A 13,238-nucleotide genomic window follows, 5' to 3' on the forward strand; every position below is an offset into this window, starting at 1 on the left:
CGGGGCTTTTTGTTGTTGCTGCCTCAGCGCTTACTGACCGTCGAGGTAGCGCTCGACATCCAGCGCCGCCATGCAGCCGGCGCCGGCCGAAGTGATCGCCTGACGGTACACGTGGTCGGCCACATCGCCCGCGGCAAACACGCCCGCAACGCTGGTGGCGGTGGCATTGCCGTCGCGGCTGCCACTGACCTGCATATAGCCATCTTTCAAGGCCAGCTGGCCCTCGAACAGCGAAGTGTTCGGCGTATGGCCGATGGCGACGAACAGGCCATCGACTTTCAGCTCATCGCTGCTGCCGTCGTTGTTCTTGACCCGCACCCCGGTCACGCCCATGTTGTCGCCCAGCACCTCATCGACCTCGGCATTCAGCTTGAGTACGATCTTGCCTTCGGCGACGCGCGCCTGCAGTTTGTCCTGCAGGATTTTCTCGGCGCGAAAGGTCTCGCGGCGATGCACCAGGGTCACCTTGCTGGCGATGTTGGCCAGGTACAGCGCCTCTTCCACGGCCGTGTTGCCACCGCCGACTACCGCCACTTCGCGATTGCGGTAGAAGAAACCGTCGCAGGTGGCGCAGGCCGATACGCCTTTACCCATGAACGCCTCTTCGCTCGGCAGACCGAGATAACGGGCGCTGGCGCCCGTGGCGATGATCAACGCATCGCAGCTGTAGGTCGCGCTGTCACCCACCAGGGTGAAGGGCTTGCCAGCCAGGTCCACGGCATTGATGTGATCGAAGACGATCTCGGTCTCGAAGCGTTCCGCGTGCTCCTGCATGCGCTGCATCAGTGCCGGGCCGGTCAGGCCATGCACGTCGCCGGGCCAGTTGTCGACCTCGGTGGTGGTGGTCAACTGGCCACCGGCCTGCATGCCGGTGATCAACAGCGGCTTCAAGTTGGCGCGCGCCGCGTAGACCGCCGCGCTGTAACCGGCCGGGCCGGAACCGAGGATGATCACGCGGGCATGACGTGTTGCTGACATAACTGACTCCTACCGGCCGGTTCACCGGCGCGAATAAAAAGGGGCAATCCAAGCACTATGGGGAAGGCTTTGTATGCGGAGGCCCCGAAAGCGGTTGAACGAACTCGAACGGTGGCTGTTTTTACAGGGTTTTGGCGTTCTCGGCCAGGTACGCAGCAACGCCATCGGCAGTTGCCTGCATACCTTTCTGGCCCTTGCGCCAGCCGGCCGGACAGACTTCACCGTGTTCTTCGGTGAACTGCAGGGCTTCGACCAGGCGGATGACCTCATCCACTTCACGGCCCAACGGCAGGTTGTTGACCACCTGATGCTGGACCACGCCGCTCTTGTCGATCAGGAAGGTGGCACGCAACGCCACGCCATCTTCGTGTTCGATGCCATAGGCACGGGTGATCTCATGCTTGACGTCGGCGACCATGGTGAACTCGACTTCGCCGATGCCACCCTGCTCTACCGGGGTGTTGCGCCAGGCGTAATGGGTGAACTGCGAATCGATGGAGACGCCGACCACTTCCACACCCAGCTCGCGGAATTTGTCCATACGATTGCTGTGCGCGATGATTTCCGAGGGGCAGACGAAGGTGAAGTCCAACGGCCAGAAGAACAGCACCACGTACTTGCCACGCAGTTCGGCGAGGTTGAAGTCGTCGACGATGGAACCGTCAGCCAATACCGCGGCCGAGGTGAAGTCCGGGGCCTGTTTGTTGACCAATACGCTCATAAAAACTCCTGATAGGACTGTCAGTGACAAGGTGAGGAAAGTGCTGCGAAGGCTACTCAGGCTGCGTCGATTAAGGAAATATCAATTGCTAATTCAATGAATAGACAACACCTATAGCTGCACAGCAGCACTGAAACATCACGGACTTTCCCCTGCCCGACAAAGTCGGTAAGGTCGGCGCGACTTTATATCTGGCGGAGACCTCCATGCCTGCTCCCGTACTGTCCGGCCCGCAATACCTCAGCGAAGGCCTGAAACTGGTGCTGAGCCCCGGTTTACGGCTGTTCGTGCTGTTGCCCCTGACGATCAACCTGATCCTCTTCGTCGCCCTGGTCGGTTTCGCCGTGCAGCAGTTCGGCGGCTGGGTCGACACCTTCATGCCCAGCCTGCCGAATTGGTTGAGCTTTCTCGAATACGTCCTCTGGCCACTGTTCGTGGTGCTGGTGCTGCTGATGGTGTTCTTCACCTTCACCATGCTGGCCAATATCATCGCCGCACCATTCAACGGCTTTCTCGCCGAGAAGGTCGAGGTGGTGGTGCGTGGCGAAGACAACTTCCCGGCATTCAGCTGGGCCGAACTGCTGGCCATGGTGCCGCGCACCCTGGGCCGCGAAGCACGCAAGCTGCTGTACTTCCTGCCGCGCGCCATCGGCCTGCTGATTCTCACCTTCATCCCGGTGGTCAACCTGATCGCCGCGCCGCTGTGGTTGCTGTTCGGCGTGTGGATGATGGCCATCCAGTACATCGACTACCCGGCGGACAACAACAAGATGAGCTGGCAGGACATGCTCGCCTGGCTGCGCGAGAAGCGCTGGCAGAGCCTGGGCTTCGGCGGCATCACCTACGCCGCCCTGCTGGTACCGGGGCTGAACATCCTGATGATGCCGGCGGCGGTGGCCGGTGCCACCCTGTTCTGGGTGCGAGAGCGCGGCGAACAAGCCATCGCCCGACAGCCTGGACAAGCCGTCCGTTAACACCGCATCAAGCGCTTTGCTCAGCCAACTGATACATAAAGCGGGTACACAAGGCGCTTATTGCACAGCCCTTAGGGCATAACGCTTCGAGAGTCACGCAGCCTGCCACCCGAACGAAGCACGGCGCTCCCGTGACTATCGCTTGCAGCCGAGTCGCGTATGGCCTGCCTGCCGGCAAGCTCTGATGCCGTTTGCCGGCCCTGCTACTTCTCCCCATCAACGGTGCACCTTTCGCTGTTCTAGGCAGCCCCTCTGTGGCGAGAGCATCGCCCGCATACCGGGGGGAGCCTGAAGACTGACTGCCCCGAATTAACCTCTTTCACCTCCATTACCCGTCACCCATTTCCCCGTCTTAACCTGTCGCCCCCTCAAGTCCAAGGCCTACCGCCCCAGTGGTTGGGATAAACACGTTTACATAATCAAACGATAACCATTATCATTAGCAAACTCACTCAGATTACGGACCCACTCATGCTCCGCCTCTCCCCCGTCTTCGCCCGCCTGGAACGTGATGAAGAGGTCTATGGCTTGCTCAACTCCCTACCCTCGCCGCTGCTCTGCGAGATGATCGGGTTTGCCGGCTATCACTTCGTGATTCTGGATATGGAGCACCTGCTGCGCGGCGGCGATGAGCTGATGCATTGCCTGCGCGCCTGCGAAACTGCCGGTGTCTCGCCCTGGGTACGAGTGCCGGAAGTCGACGAGAAACTGATCGGCCGGCTGCTCGATGCCGGCGCCGAAGCCATCGTCTTGCCGCGCGTGGAAAGCGCCGCCGAGGTCGCCCGGGCGATTGCCGCGGCGCAATTCCCACCGCTGGGCCGGCGCGGCATCAGCGGCGGTCGCAGCACCGGCTTCGGCACGTTGTCCCTGCCCCAGTACATCGAACTGAGCAATCGCCAGCCGCGCATCGTGCCGATGATCGAAAGTGCCGCCGGACTCGAGGCGCTGCCGGAGATTCTCGCCCTGCCAGGGGTCGCCATGCTCCTCGAAGGCGCCCTGGATCTCGCCCTCGACCTGCAGCTCGGCCCCGATCCGCTGCACCCGCACGTCTGGCAAGCCCTGCAACACATGGCCGCCAGCTGCGCGCGCAGTCAGGTGCCCTTCTGTGCCAACCCACGTACTCCGGAGCAGCACAGCTACTGGCGCAGCCAAGGCATCCGCAGCTTTCTCGCCGGTGAAGACCGCGGCCTGCTGCACAACGCCCTGAAAACGCGCCTGCAAACCCTACAAACCCATACCTGAGACCTGAAGAAGTCCCCTATGACCACTAACCGCTTACTGACGCTACCCCTCAGCCTGTTGACGCTGGCCATCGCCCACTCCGCCATTGCCGAAGAACGCGCGCAGCAAACCACCCTTGCGCCCATGGTGATCAAGGGCGACGTGCTGGGCACGGCCAGCGACGCCGAAGTGCGCAGCTATCCCGGCAGTCGCAGCGTGGTCAGCGCAGAGGACCTGAACAAAGCCAGCGTACGCGGCCTCGACGATGCCCTGCAGCGGGTACCGGGGGTCAAGGTGTTCGATGAAACCGGCACCGGCGCCCTGCCGCAGATATCCGTGCGTGGCCTTTATGAGAGCCGCAGCGGCCGGGTCCAGCCGCTCTCCGATGGCATTCCCTTGTCCCTCGCGCCTTATGGCCAGACCAGCCTGTCGCTGTTTCCGCAAACCCTGGCCACGGTCGAGCGCATCGACATAGTGCGTGGCGGCGCCGCGGTGCAGTACGGGCCGAACAACGTCGGTGGGGTGATCAACTTCATCAGCAAGCCAATTCCGCAGCAGTGGCAAACCACCCTGCAGGAACGCGCGACTTTCGCCCCGGGTGGCCGCAGCCTGTGGGACAGCTATATCGGCACCGGCGGCTACCTGACCGACAACTTCGGCCTGCAACTGGACCTCAACACCGTGACCGGCGAATACGGTCGCGAACACTCCGACAGCGAGGTGCAGAACTATCGCCTGCGCGGTCAATGGGACATCGACGACGAACGCAGCCTGAGCTTCGGCGTACAACGCTACAAGGCCGACCTGGATCTGGCCGGCGCCCTCAGCGTGGCCGACTACAAGGACGACCCGCGTCAGTCGACCCGCGACCTCGACCGTTTCGAGGGTGACACCGACCGGGTCTGGGGCACCTACAATCAGTACCTCGGCGCCATCGGCCCGTTCGACGCAGTGGAGTTCAGCTGGACCAACTTTGCCCATAACAGCTACCGCAATTTCATCATCGGCCTGCCCTTCACCCCGGACGCCACCCCGGACACTCTGCAAGACGCACCGCGTGACTTCCGCGTGTGGGGCAGCGAACCACGCCTGAGCATGAGCATCGATGGCGACAGCGTCAGCCAGACCTGGCTGCTCGGTGCCCGCCTGGTCAAGGAAGACGTCGACTTCAAGGTCAACCGGCAGAACCTGGCCACGGGCGCGCACAGCGTGATTCGCGACTGGACCTTCGACGACGAGGCCAAGGCCGCCTACCTAAGCAACGAACTCAAGCTGCTCGACGGCCGCCTGACCATCACCCCCGGGGTGCGTTACGAGCATGCACGCATGGAGTACACCGACGGCGTCAGCGGAATCGAACGCGAAACGATCGCCGAGGAGTGGTTGCCCGGCCTGAGCCTGGGCTATCAGCTCACAGATACCTGGTTCGCCTATGCCAACGCGCAGAAATCCCTGCGTGCGCCGCAGATCACCTCGATCGTCAAAGACGGCGACGTCGCCGCCGAGCTGGCCTGGAACTACGAGACGGGCGTGCGCTACACCCCCTGGCAGGGCCTGCGCGTCGACCTCGGCCTGTACCGCATCGATTTCGAGGATCAGATCGAATACAACCGCAGCAACGACCGTTTTGAAAACCTCGGCAGCACCCGTCACCAGGGCATCGAGAGCGAAATCTTCTGGACCCCGGCGGCGCTGCCCGAGCTCGACCTGCACGCCAGCTACGCCTACCTCGACAGTGAGCAACGCGCCGGCGCCTTCAAGGGCAATGAAGTGCCCTTCGCCTCCAGTCACCAGGTCGGTGTCGATGGTCGCTACCGCTTCGCCGATGCCTGGACCTACACCCTGGACGGCCTCTACGTCAGCAGCGCCTACACCGACGCCGCCAACACCCACGCGGAGAACGCCACCGCCTCGATCGGCGAGCTGCCTGCCTATTGGGTGTGGAACACCGCTCTGGAGCGCGAGTTCAAGCTCGACGACGGCAGCCTGCTGACCGCCTCCGCCGGGGTCAGCAACCTGTTCGATCGCCAGTACTACTTCCGCGGCATCGACACTAGCCCCTGGGGTCGTCAGGCCGCGCCCGGTCGCACCCTGACCCTAGGCGTCAACTACAGCTTCTGATCCGCACCACCCGCACCTAACCCACTGCCCTCTCCCGCTCCCGGTCGCTATTCACGACTCGGGCGGGAGGCGGCTGCCTCCTGGAGACTCGCCATGCAGCACAACAGCGCTCAACAACGGCCCATCGTGATCCTCAGCCATATCGTCCACCCGGCCATCACCGAGGGCTTCCTGCCCGCCGCGCTTAAGCGCGGGCAGCCCCTGCTGCTGATCACCGATCATGCCCAGGAACACCGCCGCCAGCTCGCCGCCGACGACTTCCCGGCTGCCGGTCTGGAGATCCTCGAGTGCGACGTGTTCAACCCGCTGGCGGTGATCGAGCTGGTCAACGCCCAGGGCCTGCGCCCGGCCGCGGTGTTCTGCAACAGCGATCATTTGCAGACCGCCACCGCTCTGGTGGCGGAGGCCTTCGGCTGTCCCGGCAAGGACTGGCAGCTGTGCTACGCGGCGAAGAACAAGGCGCTGATGCGCGAACGTCTGCAGCGCCTCGGCCTGCCCGGCCCCTGGTATCAGGTGCTGACGCCCGGCGCCGCGCTGCCGGCAGATGCGCCGTTCCCGCTGGTGGCCAAGCCCCGCGAAGGGGTCGCCAGCCTGGACGTACGCCTGTGTCACAACGCCAGCGAGCTGGCCGAGTTCTGCGCGCAGTTCTGGCAGCAACAGCCTAATCGCGCCTTGCTGCTGGAGGGCTACCTCGAAGGGCCGCTGTTCACCCTGGAAACCCTCGGCGACGGTCACAGCCTGCAGGCCCTCGGCGGTTTCGACGTCAGCCTGTCGCCACCACCGCACTTCATCGAACTGGCGGCGCGCTGGAATGGCCCGCTGAGCCAGGCCAACCGCGCCGCTGCTCTGGCCCAGGTCGCCGCCTTCGGCATCAACTTCGGCATCTGCCACAGCGAATTCATCCTCACCGCCGAAGGCCCGGTACTGGTCGAGATCAACTACCGCAGCATCGGCGATGGTCGTGAGTTTCTCCTCGAGCGCCTGCTGCCCCAGGGCTGGTTCGAGCGCATCCTCGCCGTGCACCTGGGCGAGCCGTTGCCCGCTCTCAACGTCGGCAGCGCTACGGCCCTGGTGCACTACCTGCTCGCCCGCGAGTCGGGCCGTCTGCAACGCGCCCCGACCAGCTTCCAGCACGAGCAACCCGGCTACTGGTGCGACTACCGCGCGCTGCGCCAGGCCGGCGAGGATATCCGCCTGAGCCACTCGAACAAGGACTACCTGGGCATCCTGCGCCTGATCGCCCCGGACGCCGCCAGTCTGGATGCACGCTTGCGCGACACCCTCGGCGAACTGAACGGGGAGCTGGCATGAGCCCGCACAGCGCCGCGGCCGTGATCGGCCAACGGATCATCGACTGCTGCCTGCGCGAGGACATTCGCGGCCTGGTCAACCGCGGCCTGGTGCACGCGCTGCCGACCGAGTTGGCCGCTCACTGGCCAGCACCCGCGAGCGCGCACTGGCTGCGCATCGAACACCTGGGTGGCGGCGAGCTGTGGCTGCCGGTGCGCCACGGCGCCCCCTTGCAACGCTGGAGCGCCCTCGGCGATACCTGGCTGCGGGTGGATCAGGGCCAGATCATGCTGGAGCAGGGTTACCCCGCCTGGCTGGCGCACCTGAGCAACGACCTCGACCCGGAAAGCCTGACGCTGTTCGCCGCTTACCGCGCCGAAGCCGACTGTGCGGTGGAGCATCGCACGCTCTGCCGTGCGGCCTACCGGCAACACGCCGGCGCACTCGCGGGTGTGCTCGACGAGCCCGACTGGGGCCGGCGCCTGCTCGGCATTGATCGCCTGGCCAGCTACCTCGATCACCCCTTCTACCCGACCGCCCGCGCCAAGAGCGGCTTCGATGCCGCCGCATTGCAGGCTTACGCGCCTGAGTTCGCCCCACGCTTGCGCCTCAACTGGCTCGCCGTGCCGCAGTCGGCGCTGAGCCTGACCAGCCCGCCGCCAGCGCTGTGGCCGAGCTTCATCGAGGTCGGCCTGGACGACGCGCTGGCGGCCAGCCACGCGCTGCTGCCGGTGCACCCGCTGACCTGGGCCGAGCTGGACCTGCACGGCCTGCCAGACGGCGCGCTCAAGGCGCCGCTAAGCGCCCTGGAAGTGCAGCCGACCCTCTCGGTGCGCACCCTGGCGTGCGTCGAGCAGCCGCAGTTGCATATCAAACTACCGCTGTTGGTCTGCACCCTGGGCGCGCGCAACCTGCGCCTGATCAAGCCCAGCACCCTGTACGACGGTCACTGGTTCCAAACCTGCCTGCTGGCCCTCGCCGCGCGCGACCCACAACTCGGCCTGCGCTACGTGCATGTGGACGAACAGCATGGTGGGCATGCCGCAGAGCAGCGCCATCTGGCGTATATCGTGCGACGTTATCCAGGCGAACTGGAGCAGACCACCCTGGTGCCGGTGGCCGCCCTGGCCAGCCCGCAGGCGGACGGTCGGCTGTTTATCCAGCAGTTGCTCGAGCGCTTCTACGGCGGCGACCTGCAGCGCTGGCTGGAGGATTATCTGGAGCTGCTGCTGCAGGTGCACCTGCGTCTGTGGCTGGGCTACGGCATCGCCCTGGAAGCCAACCAGCAGAACGCCATACTGATCTTCGAGGCAGGTCAGCCGCTGCGCCTGCTGATGAAGGACAACGACGCCGCGCGGCTGTGGCCCGAGCGCTTCGCCGCGGCTTGCCCGGACCTGGCCCAGAGTCCCGCGGCGTTGCGCGATGCGCGCATCCGCGTCGACGGCTTCCGCGCGCTGGCGGAGATGTTCTGCACCATCACCCTGCAACTGAATATCGTCGCGCCCCTGGAAGCCATCGCCAACGCCGGCCTTGGCCAACGCGCGCGGCTGTACGCCAGCCTGCGCGAGAGCCTGCACGATTGCCTCGAGCAGTTGCAACGAGAAGGCCTGCCTGTAGACGAAGCCCGGCGCTTTCTGCTGGACAGCCCCAACCTGCCGGTGAAATACCTGCTGAGCGCCGGCAGCCTGTTCAGCAAGGAACATTTGAGCCAGGAGCAGTCCGCCGTCCAGGACATCAACAAGTTCTACGGCTACAGCGCGGCGAACTTCCTCCTGGAGGGCGCGCCATGCAGCGTCGACTGATTGCCAGCGTGCTGCTCGGCCACTACCTGTCGGCCTTCACCGCCCTGGGCATTCCGCTGTTCCTGCCGCGCATCCTCGCCGACCTGGCGCCGGACGCGCCGGGCTGGAGCATCGGCGTGCTGTTTATCCTGCCGACCCTGTGCACCGCCCTGGCGGCGCCCGTCTGGGGCTATCTGGCGGACCGCCACGGCTGTCGCCTGTCGTTGCTGCGCGCCCATGCCGGGCTGTTCGGCGGCTTCTTGCTGGCCGGGTTCAGCAACGACCTGACGCTGTTCGTGCTGGCGCTGATCATCCAGGGCACCTTCGGTGGCGCCATGGCCGCGTCCAATGCCTACCTGGCGACCCAACTGCAGGATGCCAGCCTGTCGCGCGCGCTGAACTGGACCCAGTACTCAGCGCGCCTGGCAATGATCAGCGGACCGATCCTGCTGGGTCTGCTCACCGCCCAAGGCTTGGGTCTTGAGCTGTACCACTACCTGGCCTGGCTGCCCTTACTGGCCTTCGCCCTGATCCTGCCGTTGCCGGCCGACCCAGCGCGTGCCAAGCCGAGTGCTGCCAGCACTGCCAGCCCAGCCGCGCGCCTCGGCCAGCTGCCGCCAGACCTGTTGCGCCTGCTCGCGGTGCAGTTCCTGTTTTGCTTCGCCATGGTGGTGACCTTTCCCTACTTCGTGCCCTACGGCGAGGCGCTGGGGATCGGCAACGACGCCTTGATCGGCCTGCTCTACAGCCTGCCGCACCTGGTCTACCTGTTCGCCTTGCCCTGGGCCCAGCGTCAGGCCAACAACCCGTTGCTGCTCGGCCTGTTGTTGCTGGCCCTGAGCAACGCCCTGCAGTTTTTCATCGGCCAGCCCGAACCGCTGTTCGCCCTGCGCCTGCTCAGTGGCGCCGGCATGTTGCTCGGTTTCGTCGGCCTGCACCGCTGCCTTAGCCAGCGCAGCCGTCAGGGCGGCGCCGGACGGCTGTTCGGCTGGTACGACGCCAGCGGTAAATGGGCCGGCAGCGCCGCCGGCCTCACGGCCGGTCTGGTCAGCCAGTGGTGTGGCATCGCTTCCCCCTTCCTCGTCGCCTGTGTGGCCGCATTCGCGGCGCTGCTGTTGGCGCGTTCCTTAGTCGCTTGTCCACAGGAGCTTCCAGCATGACCCTCGCCCTAACCCCCTTGTCGCTACGTGACCTGGCGCTGGACGGCGACGCCCAGCGTCACGCCATCGAGAACCTGCTCAACTGTTATCTGCGCGAATACGCCCTGCCGCGCGGCGAAGCCGACCTCGATTGCCAGGGTCTCGACCTGCCCATGAGCCTGCGCCAACACGGCGCCCGACGCATCGGCATCCGTCTGGCCCAGGGCGCGCGCTTGCTGCTGCTGGCCGACCGTACCAGCGTGCTCGGTCGCTGCCGTTTCATCAGCGCGCCGTACCTGAAACGTCCGGGCCAGGGCTGGCATCCCTTGCACCTGGCCGAGCTGGCGCGTCTGCTGCTCGCCCCACTGAACGGCCCGGAGCTCCATGGCGAACTGCTGCAGCAGATCGACAACAGCCTGCAGATCACCCGCACCTTCCTGCGCCACGCCCATGCCGCCAACCAGCTACCGACCGCAAACCGGGCGCAAACCGACAGCCATGAGCGAACTGATAGCCTGCTGGCCTCCGAACAGCACCAGATCTGGGGGCATGCCCTGCATCCGACGCCAAAGAGCCGCGACGGCGTCTCGCCGCAAGACCTGCTGGCTTGTTCGCCGGAAGTCGGCGCGCTGTTCCCGCTGCACTGGTTTCGTGTCGATCCGGCACTGATCCGCTACCAGGGCGAGGACCCGCGCGCGACACTGCGCCAGCTCTGCGGGCGCGACGACCTCTACCCCTGTCACCCCTGGGAAGTGCAACGGGTACTGGCCGACCCCCTGGTACGCCGCGCCCAGCAGCTGGGCTTGCTGGAGCATCTGGGCACGCAAGGACTGGCGCTGTATCCCACCTCCTCGGTGCGCACCCTCTATCACCCCGAACTGGCGCATTTCCTCAAGTTCTCGGTGCATGTGCGCCTGACCAACTGCGTGCGCAAGAACGCCTGGTTCGAGCTGGACAGCGCGGTGGCCCTGACGCGCCTGCTGACGCCGCTGATCAGCGAACTGGCCCAGGTGCAGCCGGGCTTCGAACTGATGCCGGAGCCGGCCGCCAGCACCCTTGACCTGAGTGCGCTGGGCAGCCTGGAACAGGCCCGCGAAGTCACCGAGTGCTTCGGTATTCTCTATCGGCAGAACCTCGATGCGAGCTGCCGCCAACGCTATCAGCCGCGGGTGGCGATGGCCCTGTTCACCTGGGACCTGCACGGCCAGAGCGTCTGTCAGGCCCTGGTCGAGCAGTGCGCAACGCGGCTCGAGCTCGACTACGCCACGGCAGCCCTGCGCTGGCTCGACGGCTATGCCGAACAACTGCTCGGCGGCGTGCTGTATTGCCTGTTCCGTAAAGGCGTGGTGTTGGAGCCACATCTGCAGAACACCCTGCTCGGTTTCGACGAGCACGGCCTGCCCTGCCGGGTATGGATCCGCGATCTGGAGGGCACCAAGCTGGTGCCCCAGCACTGGCCTGCGGCGCAACTCGAACACCTTGCCGAGCGCACCCGCGCGTCGCTCTATTACGCCCCCGAGCAAGCCTGGAAGCGGGTGGCCTACTGCACCCTGGTGAACAACCTGGGCGAGGCGATCTTTCACCTTGCCGCCGGCGAGAGTGGATTGGAGCAGCGCCTGTGGCGGCAGATCGGTGAACTACTGGAAAGCCAACGTCAGTGCCTCGACGACCCACCCTTCCTGCGCGAGCTGTGCGCCGGCGCGCCGCTGCCGAGCAAGGAGAACTTCATGACCCGCCTGCTGATGCGCGCCGACCGCGAGGCCGGCTACACCGCCCTGCCCAACCCGCTCACCTATCAGCGCGCGGAGGTGCGCCCATGAGCCTGCCAGCGCGAGTCAAGCGGGCCATCGATGAACTGCGAACACAGCGGCAGGAACCGCTGTGCGCCTACCTCTATGACCTCGAAGCCCTGGGCCAGCATGTGCGGCAGATGCGTGCGCTGCTGCCGGGCAACTGCGAGCTGTTCTACGCCGCCAAGGCCAACCCGGAAGCAGCGATTCTGCAGACCCTGGCACCGCTGGTGGACGGCTTCGAGGCGGCTTCGGGCGGCGAGCTGCGCTGGCTGTACCAACAGTGCCCGCAGCAGCCACTGATCTTCGGCGGCCCCGGCAAGCTCGACAGCGAACTGGCGGCGGCCATGGACTGCCGGGTCGCGGCCTTTCATGTCGAGAGCCTCAACGAACTGCGCCGCCTGGCACGCATCGCCGAGTCCAGCGGGCGGCCGGCCCCGGTGCTGTTGCGCTTGAACCTGAAGCTGGCCGAGGCACCCGACAGCCGCCTGGTAATGGGCGGCAAGCCTACGCCGTTCGGCCTCGACGAAGAGGCTCTGGAACAGGCCTTGCTCCTGCTGCGCGACGAGCCCTGGCTGCAGTTGCAGGGCCTGCACTTCCACCTGCTGTCCCACCAACTGGACGTGGCTGCACACCTGAAGCTGATGCGCGGCTACTTCCGCACCTTCCACCGACTCTGCGCCGAACACCAGCTCGAGCTACCGCTGCTGAATGTCGGCGGCGGCATGGGCATCGACTACCGCAACCCGCAGCACTCGTTCGACTGGCCGCGCTTCTGCCAGGGTTTGCACAGGCTGATCGTCGAAGAAGGCATGGGTGATATACGCATCCGCTTCGAGATCGGCCGCTTCATCAGCGCCGCCTGCGGCTACTACCTGATGGAGGTGCTGGACATCAAACGCAACCACGGTGAGTACTTCGCCATCGGCCGTGGCGGCACCCATCACTTCCGCACGCCCGCGGCCCAGGGGCATGACCATCCGTTCGTGATAGTGCGCACAGAGCAGCCGGCAGAAGTGCACGATCAACCCGTCACCCTGGTCGGCCAGCTCTGCACACCCAAGGACGTGCTGGCCCGCCAGCAGCCGGTGGCGGCCCTGGCGGTCGGCGACCTGCTGGTGTTCCCCCTGGCAGGCGCCTACGCCTGGAATATCTCGCACCGGGACTTTCTCATGCACGAACCGCCGCAGATGCTGTTCCTCTCACCTGAGTAGCGCGGCTGC

At 65.4% G+C, this 13,238-nt stretch carries 10 protein-coding genes; 8 read left to right on the forward strand and 2 right to left on the reverse strand.

Annotated elements, in window-relative coordinates; genetic code table 11:
* Positions 1–30: 30 nt before the first annotated feature.
* The gene (gene trxB, locus TMS3_RS18030) at positions 31–978 is read right to left on the reverse strand and encodes a thioredoxin-disulfide reductase (protein WP_025166690.1); all 948 of its coding nucleotides are present in this window, start codon (positions 976–978) and stop codon (positions 31–33) included.
* A 121-nt stretch (positions 979–1,099) separates the two neighbouring features.
* Positions 1,100–1,699, reverse strand: coding sequence for a peroxiredoxin (locus tag TMS3_RS18035; RefSeq protein ID WP_025166691.1), 600 nt, complete (start codon positions 1,697–1,699; stop codon positions 1,100–1,102).
* Between the two features lie 206 nt (positions 1,700–1,905).
* Between TMS3_RS18035 and cysZ the strand changes: the two genes are divergently transcribed.
* The 8 genes from cysZ (at position 1,906) to TMS3_RS18075 (ending at position 13,229) form a co-directional block, all read left to right on the forward strand.
* Positions 1,906–2,673 (forward strand): sulfate transporter CysZ, encoded by a 768-nt coding sequence (gene cysZ / locus TMS3_RS18040; protein ID WP_025166692.1) that lies wholly within the window; start codon positions 1,906–1,908, stop codon positions 2,671–2,673.
* A gap of 471 nt (positions 2,674–3,144) precedes the next feature.
* On the forward strand, positions 3,145–3,915 hold the full coding sequence (locus tag TMS3_RS18045) for an HpcH/HpaI aldolase family protein (protein WP_025166693.1): 771 nt from the start codon (positions 3,145–3,147) through the stop codon (positions 3,913–3,915).
* An 18-nt stretch (positions 3,916–3,933) separates the two neighbouring features.
* Complete coding sequence (locus TMS3_RS18050; RefSeq protein ID WP_025166694.1) at positions 3,934–6,015, forward strand: TonB-dependent receptor family protein; 2,082 nt, start codon at positions 3,934–3,936, stop codon at positions 6,013–6,015.
* 93 nt (positions 6,016–6,108) lie between these two features.
* A complete protein-coding gene (locus TMS3_RS18055) occupies positions 6,109–7,326 on the forward strand; it encodes an ATP-grasp domain-containing protein (protein WP_043301953.1) in 1,218 nt (405 codons plus the stop codon).
* Positions 7,323–9,107, forward strand: coding sequence for an IucA/IucC family protein (locus TMS3_RS18060; RefSeq protein ID WP_025166696.1), 1,785 nt, complete (start codon positions 7,323–7,325; stop codon positions 9,105–9,107). The genes TMS3_RS18055 and TMS3_RS18060 overlap by 4 nt, the downstream gene beginning before the upstream one ends.
* Positions 9,092–10,246, forward strand: a complete 1,155-nt coding sequence (locus TMS3_RS18065) for an MFS transporter (protein WP_025166697.1) — start codon at positions 9,092–9,094, stop codon at positions 10,244–10,246. The genes TMS3_RS18060 and TMS3_RS18065 overlap by 16 nt, the downstream gene beginning before the upstream one ends.
* A complete protein-coding gene (locus tag TMS3_RS18070; protein WP_025166698.1) occupies positions 10,243–12,045 on the forward strand; it encodes an IucA/IucC family protein in 1,803 nt (600 codons plus the stop codon). Before TMS3_RS18065 ends, TMS3_RS18070 begins: the two co-directional genes overlap by 4 nt.
* Positions 12,042–13,229: a type III PLP-dependent enzyme gene (locus tag TMS3_RS18075; protein WP_025166699.1), complete on the forward strand. Its 1,188-nt coding sequence runs from the start codon at positions 12,042–12,044 to the stop codon at positions 13,227–13,229. Before TMS3_RS18070 ends, TMS3_RS18075 begins: the two co-directional genes overlap by 4 nt.
* The last annotated feature ends 9 nt before the right edge of the window (positions 13,230–13,238 follow it).

Origin of the sequence: Pseudomonas taeanensis MS-3 (genome assembly GCF_000498575.2) — a bacterium.
In the GTDB taxonomy this organism is placed as follows: Bacteria; Pseudomonadota; Gammaproteobacteria; order Pseudomonadales; family Pseudomonadaceae; genus Aquipseudomonas; species Aquipseudomonas taeanensis.

What these genes read in the sequence shown, in the direction of transcription:
- trxB (WP_025166690.1), bottom strand. Translation starts at nt 978, where the DNA reads ATGTCAGCAACACGTCATGCCCGCGTGATCATCCTCGGTTCCGGCCCG.
- TMS3_RS18035 (WP_025166691.1), bottom strand. Translation starts at nt 1,699, where the DNA reads ATGAGCGTATTGGTCAACAAACAGGCCCCGGACTTCACCTCGGCCGCG.
- cysZ (WP_025166692.1), top strand. Translation starts at nt 1,906, where the DNA reads ATGCCTGCTCCCGTACTGTCCGGCCCGCAATACCTCAGCGAAGGCCTG.
- TMS3_RS18045 (WP_025166693.1), top strand. Translation starts at nt 3,145, where the DNA reads ATGCTCCGCCTCTCCCCCGTCTTCGCCCGCCTGGAACGTGATGAAGAG.
- TMS3_RS18050 (WP_025166694.1), top strand. Translation starts at nt 3,934, where the DNA reads ATGACCACTAACCGCTTACTGACGCTACCCCTCAGCCTGTTGACGCTG.
- TMS3_RS18055 (WP_043301953.1), top strand. Translation starts at nt 6,109, where the DNA reads ATGCAGCACAACAGCGCTCAACAACGGCCCATCGTGATCCTCAGCCAT.
- TMS3_RS18060 (WP_025166696.1), top strand. Translation starts at nt 7,323, where the DNA reads ATGAGCCCGCACAGCGCCGCGGCCGTGATCGGCCAACGGATCATCGAC.
- TMS3_RS18065 (WP_025166697.1), top strand. Translation starts at nt 9,092, where the DNA reads ATGCAGCGTCGACTGATTGCCAGCGTGCTGCTCGGCCACTACCTGTCG.
- TMS3_RS18070 (WP_025166698.1), top strand. Translation starts at nt 10,243, where the DNA reads ATGACCCTCGCCCTAACCCCCTTGTCGCTACGTGACCTGGCGCTGGAC.
- TMS3_RS18075 (WP_025166699.1), top strand. Translation starts at nt 12,042, where the DNA reads ATGAGCCTGCCAGCGCGAGTCAAGCGGGCCATCGATGAACTGCGAACA.